Annotated in this window: 12 protein-coding genes; 7 read left to right on the top strand and 5 right to left on the bottom strand. The window is 74.4% G+C overall.

The genetic code is table 11. The annotated features are described in order from the left end of the window. Nucleotides 1-917: 917 nt before the first annotated feature. Nucleotides 918-1,979: an LCP family protein gene (locus ACFWFR_RS08945; protein WP_377622509.1), complete on the top strand. Its 1,062-nt coding sequence runs from the start codon at nt 918-920 to the stop codon at nt 1,977-1,979. Nucleotides 1,980-2,064: 85 nt separating this feature from the next. Here the strand turns inward: ACFWFR_RS08945 and purE are convergent, their stop codons facing one another. Next, entirely contained in the window at nt 2,065-2,637 is a 573-nt protein-coding gene (purE, locus tag ACFWFR_RS08940) for a 5-(carboxyamino)imidazole ribonucleotide mutase (RefSeq protein ID WP_377622507.1), read from the bottom strand. 3 nt (nt 2,638-2,640) lie between these two features. After that, a complete protein-coding gene (locus ACFWFR_RS08935) occupies nt 2,641-3,876 on the bottom strand; it encodes a 5-(carboxyamino)imidazole ribonucleotide synthase (protein WP_377622505.1) in 1,236 nt (411 codons plus the stop codon). Nucleotides 3,877-3,978: 102 nt separating this feature from the next. Here ACFWFR_RS08935 and ACFWFR_RS08930 point away from each other — a divergent pair, with 102 nt between their 5' ends. Continuing rightward, nucleotides 3,979-4,515: a GtrA family protein gene (locus ACFWFR_RS08930; RefSeq protein WP_191800180.1), complete on the top strand. Its 537-nt coding sequence runs from the start codon at nt 3,979-3,981 to the stop codon at nt 4,513-4,515. Between the two features lie 45 nt (nt 4,516-4,560). Here ACFWFR_RS08930 and ACFWFR_RS08925 read toward each other — a convergent pair whose 3' ends face one another. Continuing rightward, nucleotides 4,561-5,916, bottom strand: a complete 1,356-nt coding sequence (locus tag ACFWFR_RS08925) for an ATP-binding protein (protein WP_191800181.1) — start codon at nt 5,914-5,916, stop codon at nt 4,561-4,563. A gap of 34 nt (nt 5,917-5,950) precedes the next feature. After that, entirely contained in the window at nt 5,951-6,634 is a 684-nt protein-coding gene (locus ACFWFR_RS08920) for a response regulator transcription factor (protein ID WP_056645940.1), read from the bottom strand. Between the two features lie 295 nt (nt 6,635-6,929). Here ACFWFR_RS08920 and ACFWFR_RS08915 point away from each other — a divergent pair, with 295 nt between their 5' ends. The 5 genes from ACFWFR_RS08915 (at nt 6,930) to ACFWFR_RS08895 (ending at nt 17,288) form a co-directional block, all read left to right on the top strand. Then, entirely contained in the window at nt 6,930-8,435 is a 1,506-nt protein-coding gene (locus ACFWFR_RS08915; protein WP_377622503.1) for a sensor histidine kinase, read from the top strand. Beyond that, on the top strand, nt 8,432-9,154 hold the full coding sequence (locus ACFWFR_RS08910) for a response regulator transcription factor (protein ID WP_191800187.1): 723 nt from the start codon (nt 8,432-8,434) through the stop codon (nt 9,152-9,154). The genes ACFWFR_RS08915 and ACFWFR_RS08910 overlap by 4 nt, the downstream gene beginning before the upstream one ends. A gap of 245 nt (nt 9,155-9,399) precedes the next feature. After that, nucleotides 9,400-10,242 (top strand): ABC transporter ATP-binding protein, encoded by an 843-nt coding sequence (locus ACFWFR_RS08905; RefSeq protein ID WP_377622501.1) that lies wholly within the window; start codon nt 9,400-9,402, stop codon nt 10,240-10,242. A gap of 23 nt (nt 10,243-10,265) precedes the next feature. Then, complete coding sequence (locus ACFWFR_RS08900) at nt 10,266-12,995, top strand: ABC transporter permease (RefSeq protein ID WP_377622499.1); 2,730 nt, start codon at nt 10,266-10,268, stop codon at nt 12,993-12,995. A 114-nt stretch (nt 12,996-13,109) separates the two neighbouring features. Continuing rightward, nucleotides 13,110-17,288: an FtsK/SpoIIIE domain-containing protein gene (locus ACFWFR_RS08895; protein WP_377622510.1), complete on the top strand. Its 4,179-nt coding sequence runs from the start codon at nt 13,110-13,112 to the stop codon at nt 17,286-17,288. Nucleotides 17,289-17,340: 52 nt separating this feature from the next. Here the strand turns inward: ACFWFR_RS08895 and ACFWFR_RS08890 are convergent, their stop codons facing one another. After that, nucleotides 17,341-17,814 (bottom strand): hypothetical protein, encoded by a 474-nt coding sequence (locus ACFWFR_RS08890; protein WP_377622498.1) that lies wholly within the window; start codon nt 17,812-17,814, stop codon nt 17,341-17,343. Between the last annotated feature and the right edge of the window lie 94 nt (nt 17,815-17,908).

Raw genomic sequence — 17,908 nt, 5'->3', positions numbered from 1 at the left:
GCGCCGGCCACCGGCGTACTGCCTTCGTGCCGGTACGCCGGGCACAGTCCTCCGCCAGGGGCAGGGGTCTCTACGAGACCTCCACGTCGTGCTCCCGGGCGCGCCGCCGAGGGCGCCGACGGACGTCCTATGCTCTTGAACCGTGACCCCTCGTAGCCGCTGCTCCTCCGACGTGGCAGCGTGGACCCCGGAGCCGACGACGTGCGCGTCAGGCCACCGAGCAGCGAAGCTCCCTCCTGCGGGCACGCCGCGCACCGGTACAGAGATCGTCGGCCGCGCTTTCGCAGCAGATCCTCACAAAGGTGGCAACATCTCCTCCATGACGGTCCCGCACCGGCCACGCCCTCATCGGGCAGGGTTCCTCCTACCCGACGATCTCCCGTCGGCGGGGTGCTGAGCCCATGGCCCACGACGAGTCCTCCTCGGGTCGCACCCGCCCACCCAGCTTCACGCCGCAGTCAGGGCGAGCAGGTCGTCCCCCGAGCGTGGGTGACGCGATCGCCGTCGGCTCCGACGGTGCGCGACCCGCCCCGCGGAAGCCGACCGAGCCCCTCGCACCGGACGTCCCGCTCGCCGCGGAACCCCGGATCAAGCGGCAGTCGTCGCGCGCGCCGGAGAGCGCTCCGTCGCGACCGGGCACCCCGCCACCTGCTGTGCCCGAGCGTCCGGTCGGGACGAGGACCGAGCGACCGCGGGCATCGGCTCCGCAGCAGTCCGCAGCTCGGGGCGAGGCCCCACCGTCGCTCGCACCGTCACGTGGGAGGACGCAGCGCCCCCCGAGCGCGCCTGTGCGCTCCGTGGGGGCACAGCAGCAAGGTACCGGGGGAACGGCGGGACGTCCGGGTGCTGCCCAGCAGACGCAGCGACCACGCCCCGCGACGCAGGACCGGCCCGCGCGTGGTGCCTCCGCAGCCGCTGTGCGCAGCAGCCGCGCCCCCGGCTCGCCCTCTCCTCGCACCGGAGCTGGCTCACCACCGGGAGCGCGTCCGCCGCTCGACCGGCCGTCGGCCTCCCGTGGTGGATCGGGCTTCCGTCTGCGCAAGGGACGCCTCGCCGCGGTCGTCGGGGTCTTCGCCCTCGTCCTGCTCCTCGCGTGGCCGGTCGGACTGCTCGTGTGGGCCAACGGCAAGATCCAGCACGTCGACGCGCTCTCCGGTGCGCCCGGTACCGCGGGCTCGACCTACCTCCTGGCAGGGTCGGACGCCCGCGGTGGCGACGGGATCGCCGAGGACGGGACGGAGGGTGCCCGAACGGACACCATCATGCTCCTGCACAAGCCGTCGAGCGGCCCCGCCGCGCTCATCAGCCTGCCCCGCGACACCTTCGTCGACGTCCCCGGCAAGGGACCCGCGAAGCTCAACGCCGCCTACTCGTGGGGTGGCGCTCCTCTGCTCGTCCAGACCGTCGAGGGCTTGACCGGTCTGACGGTGGACCACTACGTCGAGATCGGACTCGGCGGGGTCTCGAACGTCGTCAACGCGGTGGGCGGCGTCGACCTGTGCCTCGACTACGACGTCAACGACCCCAACAGCGGGCTCGTCTGGGCCGCCGGGTGCCACGAGGCGGACGGGACGACTGCCCTCGCCTTCGCACGCATGCGCTATGCGGACCCCAAGGGGGACATCGGTCGTGGTGAACGTCAGCGACAGGTCATCGCCGCCGTGAGCCAGAAGGCCGTCGATGCGAGCCTCCTCGTCAAGCCCGGCGACCAGGTGTCGTTGATCGGCGCGGGCCTCGGTGCGATCGAGGTCGACGAGAAGACGGGGATCATCGACCTCGGCAAGCTCGCCCTGGCCTTCCGTGCTGCCAACGGTCCCGACGGCATCACGGGTACTCCCCCGATCTCCAACCCGGACTACCGACCGGGCGGGGTGGGGTCCACGGTGCAGCTCGACCCCGACCTCAGCCCTGCCTTCTGGGCCGACATCCGCGACGGCAAGCTGCCCGCGGGTGTCGTGGGCGGGCTGCCGCAGTCCTAGGCGGCAGGCTCCCGGCGGCCGCGTCGATCGGAGGCAGCGGGACTCCCACGGCTCGGGAGCCCCGCTGCCGCCCGGAACGGTCCCTCTACGCCCCGAACCCCGTCCGACGCTCCCCGGCGACCGAGGCGCGCAGCGCGGCGCCCTTGGCGTGCGCCTGCTCGCTCAGCCCCTCCTGGAAGGCGACCATCTTCTCGCGCAGGTGCGCGGCGTCGTCGTCGGTGCCGGACGCCAGGATGCGCGCGGCCAGCAGGCCTGCGTTGCGCGCGCCCCCGATCGAGACGGTCGCGACGGGCACGCCGGCGGGCATCTGCACGATCGACAGGAGCGAGTCCATGCCGTCGAGGTAGCGCAGGGGCACGGGCACCCCGATGACCGGCAGGGGTGTCACGGCCGCCAGCATGCCCGGCAGGTGCGCTGCGCCCCCGGCGCCCGCGATGACGACCCGCAGGCCGCGCGCGGCCGCGCTGCGCCCGTAGTCGATCATCTCGGTGGGCATGCGGTGGGCCGAGACGACGTCGACCTCGATCGCGACGCCGAACTCGCGCAGCGCGTTCGCGGCCTCCTGCATGACGGGCCAGTCCGAGTCGGAACCCATCACGATCCCCACGACGGGGCTGTCGGTCGTGGGGCTCGTGCCTGTCACTGTGTTCTCGGTCATGTCTCAGGCCTTCGTCTCGTCGGTGGCGGGGTCCGCGGGGAGGGGTTCGCCGCGCAGCAGCGCGGCGGCGCCCAGTGCCCGACGGCGGACCTCGACCAGGTCATGGCCGCTCACGTTCACGTGGGCGAGCTTGCGGCCGGGGCGCACGTCCTTGCCGTACAGGTTGACGCGCGCGTCGGGGAACGCCCCCAGGACCGCGGGCAGCGCGTCGGTCAGCCGGGGCAGGCTCGACCCCAGCACGTTGGCCATGACGGTCCACGGGGCGGTGGGCGACGTGTCGCCCAGCGGCAGGTCGAGCACGGCGCGCAGGTGCTGCTCGAACTGGCTCGTGACCGAGCCGTCGATGGTCCAGTGCCCCGAGTTGTGCGGGCGCATCGCGAGCTCGTTGACCAGGACACGGCGCACCGGGCGGCCGTCGCCCGTGCTCTCGAGGACCTCGAACATCTCGACCGCGAGCACGCCCGTCACGTCGAGCCCCTCGGCGATCGCGATCGCGGCGGTCCGGGCCTCCTCGGCCTCGGTGTCGGTGAGGTCGGGCGCGGGCGCCACGACCTCGGAGCACACGCCGTCGCGCTGGATCGACTCGACCACGGGCCAGGTGCGGACCTCGCCGCTCGGGCGGCGGGCGACCAGGACCGCGAGCTCACGCGTGAAGGGGACCTTCTCCTCGACGAGGAGCTGCGGTCCGCCCGCGGCGGCCGCCGCGAGCCAGTCAGCGGCCTCGTCGGCGGACGACACGACGCGCACGCCCTTGCCGTCGTACCCACCGCGCGAGGTCTTGACCACGGCCTGTCCCCCGACCTCTGCGAGGAACTCGACGAGCCTCGCGTGGCCCTGCTCGGGGTCGACGGGCAGCGGTGCCCAGCGCGGGCACGGAGCCCCGAGTTGGGTGAGCCGCCGGCGCATGACGATCTTGTCCTGCGCCTGGACCAGCGCGTGCGGTGCGGGGCGCACCGGGGTGCCGTGCGCGATGAGGTCGGCGAGCAGGTCGTTGGGTACGTGCTCGTGCTCGAACGTGAGGACGTCCGCGGGGGGGCGCCCGTCGGTCGGGGCGATGAGCTCGCGCACGGCGGCCTCGTCCCCGGCCGCGCCCACGGGGGCATCGGTCACGACCTGGGCCGCCGACGACCCGGGAGCCTCGACGAGCACCCGCAGGTGCACTCCGAGCTCACCGGCCGCAGGGGCCATCATGCGGGCGAGCTGCCCGCCTCCGACAACGGCGATCACTGGTGCTGACACGTGTACCGAGGGTAGTCGCTCGGCACGCCCCCGGCCGACCGGTCCCAAACGATCAGTTGCTCCTGGCAATCGTTCCCAGGTCGACCGCGTACCCTGCCCATCATGTCCAGCCAGGTCGACGAGCTCGCGCTCGATCCCACCCGGCCGTCCACCGCCCGCGAGGTCAGGTCCGCCCGCGCGACGGCCGACGGCCTCGCCCGCGGTGCGCTGCGCCGCGCCCGCGTCGCCGCACGGCTCCTCGAGCTGGGCCGCTTCAGCTTCGTCGGGACGATCGCGTTCTTCGTCGACCTCGGCGTCTTCAACCTCCTGCGCTTCGGCCCCTGGGAGGCGCTCAGCTCGAGCCCCCTCGAGGCCAAGGCCATAGCGGTCGTCGTGTCGACCCTGGTCTCGTGGCTCGGCAGCCGTTACTGGACCTTCTCCGACCGGCGCACCACGCAGCGCACGCGCGAGCTGGTCGGCTTCCTGCTGGTGAACGCCGTCGGCATGGCGATCTCCCTCGGGTGCCTCGCCTTCTCGACGAGCGTCCTGGGCCTGACGTCCCCCCTCGCGGAGAACGTCTCGGCGAACATCGTCGGGCTCGCCCTGGCCAACGTCTTCCGCTACGTGAGCTACCGCAGGTTCGTCTTCACGGGAGCCTGACCGGGCAGGACGCCCGGCCGGTCACCGGAGCAGGTGGCCGGTCACCTAGCGGGGCTCGACCTCGGGTCCGCGCCCCCGCCGACGCCGACGCCCGCCGCGTGCGGAGATCAGCGTCCCCGTCGGCAGGACGACGCGCGGGTCGAGCGTCCGCGGGACCCCTGCGAGGAAGAGCGCGAAGATCGGCGGACGGCGCTGCGCGAGCTCGAGCCTGCCACCGTCGGCCGCGGCCAGGTCACGTGCGAGCGCCAACCCCAGGCCGGTCCCAGCGCCCGAGGTCGCGCCGCGTTCGAAGACACGGGGGGCCATCTCGTCCGAGACGCCCTCACCCTCGTCACCGACCTCGACCGCGACAGCACCGCTCGTCCCGCTGGGACGGGCACGGACCGTCGTGGTGCCGGCACCGTGCTTGAGCGAGTTCTCGATGAGCGTCGCGAGGACCTGCGCGAGCGCGCCGGGCGTGGCGAGCACCTGGTACCCCTCGGGTACGTCGACCACGAGCTTGCGCCCCGCCTGGGCGAACGTCGGGACCCACTCCTCCTCCTGCTGCCGGACGACCTCGATGAGCCGGACGGCCTCGGTCGTCCCACCCTGCGCCCGCCGCGACTGCGTCAGCAGGTCGTCGACCACCGTGACGAGCCGTTCGACCTGCTCGAGCGAGATGCGGGCCTCCTCCTGGACCGCCGGGTCGTCGGAGGCCATCGAGATCTCCTCGAGCCGCATGCTCAGCGCCGTCAGCGGCGTGCGGAGCTGGTGCGAGGCGTCGGAGGCGAACTGCCGCTCGGCCGCGAGGCGTCCCGCCAGCCGGTCCGAGCTGCGCGCGAGCTCGGCCGCGACGAGGTCGATCTCCTCGACACCCGAGGGCTCGAGCCGTGGGCGCACCTGCCCCGACCCGAGCTGCTCGGCCGACGCCGCGAGGTAGACCAGCGGCGCGGAGAGCCGGTTGGCCTGCCACACCGCCATGGCGATCCCGGCCGCGAACGCCACGACCGATGCCGCCACGACGAGCAGGACGATCTGGGCGGCATTCCAGTAGCTGTCGACGAACGACGTGCTGAGGGCGACCGTCGCGTTCTGGTCGGTCCGGTCGGCGGCCTCGTTGGCCCGACCTGTGATGACCTCGCCCGCGGTCATCTGCTCACCGTCCGGAAGGTTCACGAACACGTACGCGGGCAGCTCGCCCGGCCGCCCCTCGGACGCGCTGTCGAGGAGCGACTGCGGGATGGGCTCGTTCTGCGCGAGCCGGTTGTCGATGTTGCGCGCCAGGGTGTCCACCCGCCCCTGGAGCTGGGCCATCTCGTTGGCCAGGACGAACTGCGCCCCGAGGAACGCGAGCGGGAAGCCGAGCAGGAGCACGGCGACGGCGACGGCCGCGACCGTCGCCTGCAGCACGCGTCGACGCACGCTCCCCGACCCTTCGCTCAGCCCCGTCGGGGGATCAGCCCTCGCCGGTCTCGAAGCGGAAGCCGAGGCCTCGCACCGTGGAGACGTAGCGCGGCGAGTTGGCGTCGTCCCCGAGCTTGCGACGCAGCCAGGACACGTGCATGTCGAGGGTCTTGGTCGAGCCGACGGGCTCCGAGCCCCACACGTCGCGCATGAGGGTGTCGCGCACCACGACGGAACCGGCGCTCGCGATGAGGACGCGCAGGAGCTCGAACTCCTTGGTCGTCAGGTGCAGCTCACGGTCGCCCTGGAAAGCGCGGTGCGCCGCGACGTCGATGCGGACGTCCTGGGCGACCAGCTCTTCCTCGTCGGTCGGGTCGCCGTGCGTACGACGCAACAGCGCCCGGACGCGGGCGAGAAGCTCGGCCAGGCGGAACGGCTTGGTCACGTAGTCGTCGGCGCCGGCGTCGAGGCCGACCACCAGGTCGACCTCGTCGGCGCGCGCGGTCAGGACCAGGACCGGCGTCGTCAGACCCTTGTTGCGAATCTCACGTGCGACGTCGAGGCCGTCCATGTCCGGGAGGCCCAGATCCAGGACCACGATGTCGACACCGCTCGCGGCGTCGATCGCTCCTTGACCAGTTCCATGCACGACTACGTTGTAACCCTCACGCGTCAGCGCACGCGCCAAAGGTTCGGCAATCGCCGGGTCGTCCTCCGCTAGCAGTACGTGGGTCATTCGATCATGCTAGGGCATTCGCAGAACTTTGGCGTTATCCATCAGGCCTCGTGGGACGTTCGTGACACACCTGCTGGACACCCCGGAGTCGGCGTCCCGCTCTGCCCGGGTCTGTCCCGGTCCGCACCGTCCGCCGGCGCCTGCGCCCGCCCGCTGCCACGGCCCGGACCCCGCCCCCGGCGTCGTCCCCCCAGCTCGCCGGCCGCACACCCGCCGCGGGTCCCCCCACGGTCGCGCGTCCCGTCCGTCCGGAGGTGGACGCGTCGCCCCGAGCCCGCCACCTACGCTGGCAGGCATGGGTTGGTACGAGAACATGGGCAAGTGGTGGGAGCGGCACCGGTTCGCGGTCGACCTCACGAGCACGGTCGTCGTCGCGCTCGTGTTCATCCCGTTCGCGCTCGCCTACGGGTCCTCCGTCACGGGCGGGTCGACGCTCTCGACGCTCTTCACGATCGGCATGCTCGCCCCGCTCCCCTGGCGGCGCGTCCGCCCCGTCGCATCGGCGGTCACGGTCTACGCGGTCGCGCTGCTCCACCTGCTCGTCGGGATCATCTTCCTGCCCTCCGACTTCCTCCTGCTGATCTCGCTGTTCTCCGTGACGGTCTACGGCCCCCGCTGGGCCCACCGCACCGCGATGATCTCGTCGGCCGCCGGGTCGCTCGTGCTGGGGCTGAGGCTCGCCGTCAACGCCAGCAGCGCCGCCGAGGCGGCGGGGGTGTTCGTCTTCACGGCGATGTTCTCCACGATGATGTTCCTGGCCGTCTGGGCCTTCGGTCTGGTGCGCCGCTCACGGCGCGAGACCATCAACGCCCTGGTCGACCGCGCCGAGCGTCTCGAGGTCGAGCGCGACCAGCAGGCGCAGATCGCGACGGCCGCCGAGCGCTCGCGCATCGCCCGCGAGATGCACGACATCGTGGCCCACTCGCTGTCGGTCATCATCGCCCAGGCCGACGGCGGCCGGTACGCGGGAGCCACCGACCCCGCGGCGGCCACGCGTGCGCTGGCCACGGTCTCGGACACCGGTCGTGCGGCCCTCGCGGACATGCGCCGGCTCCTGGGCGTCCTGCGCACCGACGACCGCGACGCGGTCGCCGGCTCGGGTCGTCCCGCACAGCTCACGCACGCCCCCGGGCTCAACAACCGGCCCCGACAGGTCCTCGACGAGGCCCGGACGAACGACGCAACGGGCACGGCGACCGTACCCCGCACGGCCGGCCCGACGACCGGCCCCGTGCCGACCGCCACGGGTTCCGTGCGACGCGTCGAGCTCACGCCCCAGCCCGACTCCGCCGACCTCGAGTCCCTCGTCTCGCAGGTCCGCGACAGCGGCATGCGCATCTCGCTCGTCCGCATGGGCACCCCGCGCCCGCTGCCCCCGGGGGCGGGTCTGACCGTCTACCGCGTGTGCCAGGAGGCGCTCACCAACATCCTCAAGCACGCGGGCCCCGACCCGACCGTCACGGTCGTCGTGACCTGGGGCGTCGACACTCTCCAGCTCGCGGTCGACGACGACGGCCGCGGGGCGTCGGCCGACGGTACGCACTCCCCCGGCTACGGCCTGCTCGGGATGCGCGAGCGCGCGGTGATCTTCGGCGGCGCGGTGACCACGGGTCCGCGCCCCGGCGGCGGGTTCCGCGTCCGGTTCACCATGCCCATCCCCCGGCTCGACGGCGCCGCTCCCCCCGTCCCGGCGCCGCCCGCACCGGCGTCGGGCAGGATGGGGCAGCAGACGCCCGGCACGCCCGGCACGGCAGCACCCCCTGTACCCGCACCCGCACCCGACGATCCCCAGGAACCATGACCTCCACCTTCTTCACGCCCGACCTCCCCGCGCAGGACCCCATCCGGGTCGCGCTCGTCGACGACCAGCAGCTCGTGCGCGCCGGGTTCCGGATGGTCATCGACTCCCAGCCCGACCTCCAGGTCACGGTCGAGGCGGGCGACGGGCTCCAGGCCCTGCGGCTCCTCGCGGACCACCCGGTCGACGTCGTGCTCATGGACGTGCGCATGCCGCACCTCGACGGGCTCTCGGCCACGGCCCAGCTCACGGCCGCGGCGGCCGAGGGCCACCACGTGCCCCGGGTCATCGTGCTCACGACGTTCGACCTCGACGAGTACGTGCTCGAGGCCATCCGGTCCGGGGCCAGCGGGTTCCTCCTGAAGGACGCCCCGCCCGAGGAGATGCTCGCCGCGATCCGTACCGTGCACTCGGGCGACGCGGTGATCGCCCCGTCGTCGACGCGCCGGCTCCTCGAGCACCTGGTCGTGGCCCTGCCCGCCGAGCAGCTCGTCGACACGGGTGCGCAGGAGCAGATCTCCTCCCTCACCGAGCGTGAGCGCGAGGTCCTCGTCCTCATGGCCCGCGGCCGCTCGAACAACGAGATCGCGAGCGACCTGTTCGTCGCCGAGGCCACGGTCAAGACCCATGTCGGACGCATCCTCGCCAAGCTCGGGGCGCGCGACCGCGTCCAGGCCGTGGTGACCGCGTACGAGACGGGACTCGTGCGCCCGGGCGCGTGACGCCGTCGGGCACCTCGCCGGTAGGGGTTCCCCCCGGTCGGTGTACGACCACGGGATGACGTCCCGCGTCCCGAGGACCCGCCCCTCGCCGGACGCACGACCACCACCCCGGCTCCTAGTGTCGTCATCAGGTGGGAACGAGGGCCTCGCGCCCTCTCCCGCACCCCTCGGTCCCGGGCCCGGGCGCCCTGCGCGCCCCCGCCCAGGACCGGCGCAGACCGACGACGAACTCTCCTGGAGCAGACGTGGACACCACCGTGTACCAGCCCATCCCCGGCACCCCTCCGGCGCAAGGCACGCCCGCCGTGCGCGCCCGGTCCCTGACCAAGCTGTACGGCAAGGGCGAGGCGACCGTGCGCGCCCTCGACGGCGTCGACGTGGACTTCGAGAAGGGCGCGTTCACCGCGATCATGGGCCCCTCGGGCTCGGGCAAGTCCACGCTCATGCACCTGCTCGCCGGGCTCGACACCGCCTCGAGCGGCCAGGGCTTCATCGGCGACACCGAGATCACCGCCCTGGGCGACAACGAGCTGACCAGGCTGCGCCGCGACCGTGTCGGCTTCGTCTTCCAGTCGTTCAACCTGCTGCCCATGTTCACGGCCGAGCAGAACATCACGCTGCCGATCGAGCTGGCAGGACGCAAGGTCGACGCCGAGACCAAGGAGTGGCTCGCGACGCTCGTCCAGACCCTGGGCCTGGGCGCGCGCCTCACGCACCGCCCCAGCGAGCTCTCGGGCGGGCAGCAGCAGCGCGTGGCCATCGCCCGCGCGCTCATCGCCAAGCCCGAGGTCGTCTTCGCGGACGAGCCCACGGGCAACCTGGACTCGCGCTCGGGCGCCGAGGTCCTGAGCTTCCTGCGCCGCTCGGTGCGCGAGCTCGGCCGGACCATCATCATGGTCACGCACGACCCCACGGCCGCCGCCTACGCCGACCGCGTCATCCTCATCGCCGACGGCCGCATCGCGGGAGACATCGACAACCCGACCCCCGAGTCGGTCCTCGCCGGGCTCGACGCGCTGCGCACGCTCGAGAGCGACCCCGCGGACGCGCTCGCCGGCACCACCGGTCCGACGGCGGTGCGCGCCTGATGGTCCGGCTCACCCTGGCGCAGATGCGCCGCAGCATCGGGCGGCTGAGCGCCGCCGGCATCGCGATCCTCATCGGGACCGCGTTCCTCACCGCGACCCTGCTCGCGGGAACCGTCATCAACCGCATCACGACCGACTCGATCGCCGCGCAGTTCGCCGACTCGGACCTCGTGGTCGCGAGCAACGCCGGCATCGACCAGGCAGGGGTCGCGGAGATCCGCGGGACCGAGGGCGTCGAGGCCGCCGACCCGCAGGTCCTGCGGGCCTTCGAGCTCGTCTCGGGGGGCAAGCGCACCTACCAGGTCGTCGTCCCGACCGCTTCGGACCCGCGCTTCGAGGCCCAGGAGCTCGTCGAGGGTGCGATGCCCGCACGCTCGGGCCAGATCGCGCTGCCGTCCGACGTCGCCGAGCGGCTCGGGCTCGGGCTCGGCGACACCGTGACCGTCGTGCGCTCGGTGTGGACGCCGAACGCCGAGGGCGCGGCCACCGAGCAGGGCGCACCGACTGATGCGACGGACGGCGAGACCGCCACCCCCGAGGAGACCACGCCCGCCGACGGGGCGACCGACGAGGCGGGCAGCGAGACCGCGCCCACCGACCAGGACGCCCCCGTCGAGGAGGAGCCCGCGGGCACCTTCGTCGACACGAACGAGAAGCTGACCCTCGTCGGGACCCTCGACGACCCGATGGGCGCCTACGCCCAGGTGGGTGGCGCGGGCGTCCTGTCGGACGAGGACCTGACCGCCTGGGAGGCAGAGAGCTTCGTCCCGGGCGAGTCCGCGACCGCGTACAACGCGGTGCTGGTCGCCCTGGCGCCCGGTGCCGACCTCGAAGCCGTCCGGTCGAGCGTCACGGGCTCGCTCGGGGGAGACACCAAGGTCTGGACGAGCGCCGAGTACGCCAAGGAGCAGGCCGCCCAGATGACGGGCGGCGAGGACGTCTTCACCTACGTGATCCTCACGTTCGCGGCGATCGCGCTGCTCGTCGCGGCCCTGGTCATCGCGAACACCTTCCAGGTGCTCGTCGCCCAGCGCACCCGGACGCTCGCGCTCCTGCGCTGCGTGGGTGCCGACCGCAAGCAGCTGGCCCGCTCGGTCCTGCTCGAGGCCGTGATCCTGGGCCTGGTCGCCTCGGTCGCCGGCATCCTGTTCGGCATCGGGCTCGTCCAGCTCGCGCTGACCGTCGCGGGCAGCATGGACCTCGGCATCCCGCTGCCCTCGGTCGTCCAGGTGACGCCCGTCGCGGTCCTCGTCCCGCTGCTCGTGGGGACCATCGTGACGCTCGTCGCGTCGTTCTCGCCGGCGCGTGCCGCGACCCGGGTCGCGCCGCTCGCCGCGCTGCGTCCCTCCGACGCGCCGACCCTCACGTCGGGAGCAGGACGCGTCCGCCTCGCGATCTCGTCGATCCTCGTCGTCGGAGGTGCGGGCCTCCTGGTCCTGGGAGTCCTCCTGGGGCAGCAGGGCAGCGCGGAGGCGGGCCTGCTCGCCGCGACCGCCGGTGGCGCGGCCTCGTTCGTGGGCGTCCTCGTGGGAGCGATCTTCTGGCTCCCCAAGGTCGTGAGCCTCGTGGGCAAGGTCCTGACGGGCTCCGGCAGCACGGCCAAGCTCGCGGCCGCGAACACCCTGCGCAACCCGCGCCGCACCGCCGCGACGAGCACCGCGCTCCTCATCGGCGTGACGCTCGTGGCCATGATGTCGACCGGGGCGGTGAGCGCCCGGATGAGCATGAACAACGAGCTCGACGGTCGCTACCCCGTGGACGTCTCGCTCGCGACCGACGGCTACGACGAGTACGGCGGCAACCAGCCCGTCGCGCTCCCGCAGTCGACGATCGGCACGGCCGAGAAGGTCGACGGCGTCGAGTCCGTCGTCCCGCTGACCGCGACGTCGGTCACGGTCGATCTCGACGGCAACGACGTCACGTTCCTCGCACGCGGGGTCGACCCCGGCGCGGCGGCCGCGCTCGTGCGCGACGAGAAGGCGGTCGAGGGCCTGGCCCCGGGCACCGTCGTCGTCCCGGCAGGGGTCGCCGAGGACTGGGGCATCTCGACGGGCGACGAGCTCGAGCTGGCCGCCGCACCGCTCCCCGAGGACGCGAACCCCCAGGGGACGCCCGCGACCCTCGAGGCGCTCGTGACCCCGATGGGTGGACGTGCCCTTCTCGTCACGCCGCAGACGCTCGAGGGCGTCGCGACGGGGACACCCGTCACGAGCGCCTGGGTCGGCCTGGCCGACGTCAACGACGCCGCGTCCGTGGTGCCCGCCCTCCAGGACGCGCTCGCGGAGACCGACCTCCCGATCGACGTCACGGGGGCCGCGGTCGAGCGAGCGATGTACCAGAAGGTCGTCGACACGATCCTCGGCGTCATCGTCGGGCTCCTCGCGGTCGCGGTCGTCATCGCCCTCATCGGCGTGGCGAACACGCTGTCGCTCTCGGTCATCGAGCGCCGTCGGGAGTCCGCGACCCTGCGGGCCATCGGCCTGAGCCGGTCCCAGCTGCGCTGGATGCTCGCGATCGAGGGCATGCTCATCGCGGGGGTCGGTGCGGTGCTGGGCATCCTGCTCGGGATCGCGTACGGCTGGGCGGGCGCGTCCGCGGCCCTGGCCGTGATGGGCGACGTGACGCTCGCCGTGCCGTGGCGCGACGTCGCCCTGGTCCTGGTCGTGGCCCTCGTCGCCGGTCTCCTGGCGTCGGTGATCCCCGGCCGCTCGGCAGCCCGCACCTCTCCCGTGGAGGCGCTCGCGGTCGACTGACCCGCGGCAAGGCTCGACGCCCGACGGCGCGCCTGTGGACGACCACCTCGTCCACAGGCGCGCCGTCGTCGTCTGCGGGGACACCCGTCCCGGCACCAGGATCGGGTCGTGCGCATGACCCTCCACCCCGGCCTCGACGTCCTGCTCGAGCCCGGCGCCCGCCTGGGCGACCTCCGGGCTGACCTCGCGCGCCTCGCGCGCAGACCCGAGCTGCTGGCTGCACCGCTCGCGGCCGACGGGGTGCTCGTGCACGACGACCACCTCGTCGGCACCCGCCCCCTGCTCCCGGGGGCGACCCTGCACGCACTCCTGCCCGGGACGGGTCCGGCCGCGAGCGCCACGGAGCGGGACCCCGAGGCCGCGGCGCTGCGCGCCCCCTGGCACGTCGCGGTCCTCTCGGGTCCGGGGAGCGGCGGGCTGCACGCCGTGCCGGAGGCATCCGGGCTCGTGCTGGCGGCCGCGGGCCCTGGAGGAGCGACGGTCGTGGTCACGGCCGGAGAGCGGCGGACAGGACGAGTCCGGGGATTCCCGTGGGTCCGGTGGAACCGGCGGTCCGGGCGGGGAGGGCAGGGCGGGCCGGTCCGGGTCGCGGTCCGCGGCGCCCACGGCACGTGGGAGTCCCCTGGTGCGCGTCCGCGCCGGGTCCGGGGCGCTCGTCCTCGCTCCTGGCCCGCGGGCAGGGTCCTGCACGTGGGCGGTGCCGTCTACGACCTGCGGCGGCGTCCCCGCCTCGAGGAGTGGGCCGTCACGAGTGCGCTGCCCCTCCCCGTCCCGGTACGGGCCGGCGGCCCGGGCCTCAGCGGTCAGTCGGTCGCCATGGCGCTCACCCCTGCGGTCGGATCGCTCGCGCTCGCGGCCACGCTGCGCCAACCCGTGCTCGCGCTCCTCGCCCTGCTCGGTCCGCTCACGCTCGTGGTCCCGCTCCTCGTCGCTGCCCGACGGCGTCGCTCGCGCAGGCAGGACAGGCCCGGCCCGGGCGCCGGTCGGGTCGGGCGTACGGGTGGTGACCCGGGCGGCGCCCTCGCACCGACCGAGGCGCCCCGAGGCGCTGCGGCGCGTGGAGTCGCGGGCACGGACCGCGTCCCCCTCGCGGCGTCCGAGCCCGCGGACGGCGATCCACCGGCCCCGAGCCCGGCGGACCTCATGACGGCCGTGGTCGCGGTCCACCGGGCTGCCCCGGACCCGTCGCGCGTGCCGAGGGCAGCCACCGGGACCGGCCCGGCCCCCTGGGCCGACCCCCTGCCCGCGCGACCCCACGCCCCGGGGGCACGGCTCCCCGACGGGTGCGTGGCCGTCGTCGGGCAGCGGGCGGACCGGCTCGCCGCGGCGCGCACGCTCCTCCTGGCCCAGGTCGCCTCGGGCGCCACGGCCGAGGCCGTGCACGCCGACGAGGATGCGCACGAGTGGGCGTGGCTGCGCTGGCTCCCCCGGTCGCGCCGGAGCCGAGAAGCCTCCCCGGGGGCGTCCGCGGCCGACCGGGTGCTCCTCGTGGACGTCTCCCCGGCGGGGCACGAAGGGCCACCGGTGGGAGCCCAGGACCTCGACCGGTGGTGGGCCGCACGAGGCCCGCACGAACGGCTGATCCTGCTCGCCAGCGGTCCGGGTGCCGTACCCGCATGGTGCCGGACCGCCCTCGACGCCACGAACGGCCGATGGCACCTCGCGGACGGGAGCACCCGTCCCGCCCCCGCCGTCGGCGTCACCTCCGCCTGGTCCGAGCGCTACGCCCGGCACCTCGCCGCGGCGGCCCGGCTCGGGCGCTGGCCCGCCGGCACGGGCGACCCGGCCGCGGGCGAGCCGTCCGACCCTGTCGCCCCCGGGCTTCCCGCTGCGGCGTCGCTCGCGGCACTCCTCGGGCTCGGCACCAGCGACGCCGTCGTTCCCTCGGCCGACGTCCGCTGCTCGCTCGCGACCCGTGTCGCCCACCGGTGGGAGGCATCCTCCCGAGGCGCGCCGACGACGCCAGGCCTGCCGGTCCCCCTCGGTCTCGACGCGCACGGACTTCCGGTCGTGGTCGACGTCGTGCGGGACGGCCCGCACGCGCTGGTCGCCGGGACCACGGGCGCGGGCAAGTCCGAGCTGCTCCAGTCGCTCGTCCTGGGGCTGGCCCTCACCACGTCCCCGCGCGACCTCGCCATCGCGCTCGTCGACTACAAGGGCGGCGCGAGCTTCGGCGGGTGCGTCGGGCTCCCGCACGTCGTGGGGCAGGTCACCGACCTCGAGCCCGGCCTGGCGGGCAGGGCGCTCGCCGGGCTCCGCGCCGAGCTGCGTCGTCGCGAGCACGTGGTCGCAGGCGCGGGCGCCACCTGCCTCGACGATCTTCCCCCGGGCGTCCTGCCCCGGCTGCTCGTGGTCGTCGACGAGTTCCGGGCGCTCGCCGACGACCTGCCCGACTTCCTGCCCGGGCTCCTGCGCCTCGCGTCCCAGGGCCGGTCGCTCGGGGTCCACCTCGTCCTGGCCACCCAGCGGCCGGCCGGTGCGGTCACCGCGGACATGCGCGCCAACATCTCGCTGCGGATCGCGCTGCGGCAGATCGACGCGGGCGACTCGCACGACGTGATCGACGCCCCGCACGCGGCGCGGATACCGGTCGACCGTCCCGGGCAGGCGGTCCTGCGCCGCGGCGACGGTGAACCCTTCGCGTTCCAGTGCGCCCACGCGGCCGCGCCCGCCCCGCGGGGGACGGACGCCGTGCGTGCCGCTCCACGGTGGGGCGCCGCCCCCGTCTCCCCGGGCGGACACGCACCGGACGTCCTCGACCAGGTGACGGTCCTCGTCGCGGCGGCCCGCGAGGCCGCGGCGCTCGCGGGGCACGTTCCCTTCCCCGCACCGTGGCTCCCGGGCCTGCCGGGGCGCGTGACGCCGTCGGACCTCCCGGGAGCAGGTACCGCCCCCGGCGACGTGCAGGGCCGCCTTCCCCTCGCCCTCTCCGACCTGCCCGCCGAGCAGCGCCGCGGCGTCGTGACGTGGGACGTCGGCGACGGCCACCTCGCGGTCGTCGGCCGCCCACGCTCGGGCCGGACCACCGCACTGCGGGCGCTCGCCGTCGCGGCGCTCGACCGGGGGTGGGACGTGCACGTCGTCGCCGAGGATCCCACGCTCACCGGACCCGGGCTGCGAGCGCACGCAGGCTGCGGGACCGTCGTCGACCAGCACGACCCGCGCCGGGTCGCACGGCTCGTCGACCTCCTGCTCGGCCGGGCGGGCCGCGAGCCCACGCTCGTGCTGCTCGACGGGATCGAGGACCTGCGCGCCGCGCTCGGGCTCCTGGCGGGCGGTGCGGGGACCGACCTCCTGGGGCGCCTCCTCGGTGAAGGGGCGTCGCGCGGCGTGCACGTCGCGCTCTCGGGGCAGACGCCGGGGCTGGGCGGGCTCGCGCACCGCGTCGGGCCGCGGCTCGTGCTGGCCTCGAGCGCCGTGCACGACGACGTCGCGCACGGCGTGCCCTCGCGGCTCGCAGGGCGCGGTGGGCGAGCCGGGCGCGGCGTCTGGCTCGGGTCCGGCGAGCCCGTCGAGTGCCAGGTCGTGGTCGACGCCTCACCGGTACCGGGACGGGGCGCCCTCTCGGACAGCCCGTCCCGTGACGACGGCCGACCGGCCCCGGTCCGGCTCGCACCCCTGCCGCGCCTCGTGGCGCCGGCAGACCTCCCCGGCCCCGGCGAGGTCCCGCTCCGGGCCGTGCCGGTCGGGATCGGAGGTGACGCGGCGACCCCCGTGCGCCTCGACCTGTGTGCCGGCGCGCTCGTCGTCGGCCCGGGGGGCAGCGGGCGGAGCAGAGCGTTGCTCCTTCTGCTCGGGTACGTGCTGCCGACGGGCCGGGTGCGGGCGGTGCTCTCGCGCGACCCGCGTCTCACGCACCTCGCGGACACGCACGCCGGCGCGGGCCACGTCGTGGCCGCGAGCAGCTTCTCACCGTTCGAGGCGGCCGAGGCGCTGAAGCTGCTCGCCACCGCCCCTCCGGCCCGGGGGGACGTCGTGGTCGTCGACGACCTCGACGTCCTCCAGCAGGCGTGCCTGCTCGAGGTCGAGGTCCTCACGGAACTCGTGCGGGCAGGCGTCGTGCTCCTGGCCTCCGCGTCGACGGTGGCCGCCGCGACGGCTCACCGCGGGCCGCTCGCCGAGGTGCGCGCGGCGCGGTGCGGGCTCGTGCTGCGTCCTGGCGAACGCGGCAGCGCCGACGTGTTCGGGGCGTCGCTCGACCAGGTGCTCGACCCCGGCACCGGGCCGGCGGGCCGGGCGGTGGCCGTACGTCCGGGCGAGCTCGTGCCCGTGCAGGTCGCGTTCGCCGGGTGACTCGGCGCCAGGAGGACGCAGCGGCCTGCCGGCCGGCTCCCTGCTCGCCCGGTCAGTCCTCGGTGCGGGCCGTGTCGCGCGTGGTCGCGACGACGACGGGACGCAGCATGAGGCACACGAGCACCACCACGGCGAGCACCAGGACCGCGATCCCGGGAGCCGTGACCTCCACCTGGAGCCAGCTGAACGCGACGACGACCTGCAGCAGCTGCCAGGTGGCCACCGGGGACCGGGACCAGCGCTGCCCGCGCAGGAGCCCTCGCGCGCTCGCTCCGAGCACGGCGGCGACCCCGAGGGCGAAAACGACCAGGAAGATCGAGACGCCCGCGGCCGACGACCGGCCCGACACGAGCTCGACCAGGACGAGCAGCGCGCCGACGACGAGCGCGACCGCCTCGAGCCCGATCCCGGCGATCACGACCCAGAGCGCGGGCGGGCGCGGGCCGCCCGCAGGCGGGGTCGACGAGCCGGAACCACCCTCGGGAGGTTCGGGCGTGGATTGATTCGGAGTCCTCACAGCAGCCACGACAACCCAGACTACGCGTGACCTGCACCTTCACCGAAGTGTGACCAAGACCTCACCGTTCATGTCGCAGAAACTTTCCGGCAACCCCTTGTGC

The organism is Oerskovia sp. NPDC060287, assembly GCF_042726775.1.
Taxonomy (GTDB): Bacteria; Actinomycetota; Actinomycetes; order Actinomycetales; family Cellulomonadaceae; genus Oerskovia; species Oerskovia merdavium.
The sequence above is the reverse complement of the archived record's forward strand: the minus strand, read 5'-3'. Positions and strand labels throughout refer to the sequence as shown.

Bases quoted from the DNA above. Each gene is read 5' to 3' on its own strand.
- purE (WP_377622507.1), bottom strand. From the start codon at position 2,637: ATGACCGAGAACACAGTGACAGGCACGAGCCCCACGACCGACAGCCCC.
- ACFWFR_RS08930 (WP_191800180.1), top strand. From the start codon at position 3,979: ATGTCCAGCCAGGTCGACGAGCTCGCGCTCGATCCCACCCGGCCGTCC.
- ACFWFR_RS08910 (WP_191800187.1), top strand. From the start codon at position 8,432: ATGACCTCCACCTTCTTCACGCCCGACCTCCCCGCGCAGGACCCCATC.
- ACFWFR_RS08915 (WP_377622503.1), top strand. From the start codon at position 6,930: ATGGGTTGGTACGAGAACATGGGCAAGTGGTGGGAGCGGCACCGGTTC.
- ACFWFR_RS08920 (WP_056645940.1), bottom strand. From the start codon at position 6,634: ATGACCCACGTACTGCTAGCGGAGGACGACCCGGCGATTGCCGAACCT.
- ACFWFR_RS08895 (WP_377622510.1), top strand. From the start codon at position 13,110: ATGACCCTCCACCCCGGCCTCGACGTCCTGCTCGAGCCCGGCGCCCGC.
- ACFWFR_RS08900 (WP_377622499.1), top strand. From the start codon at position 10,266: ATGCGCCGCAGCATCGGGCGGCTGAGCGCCGCCGGCATCGCGATCCTC.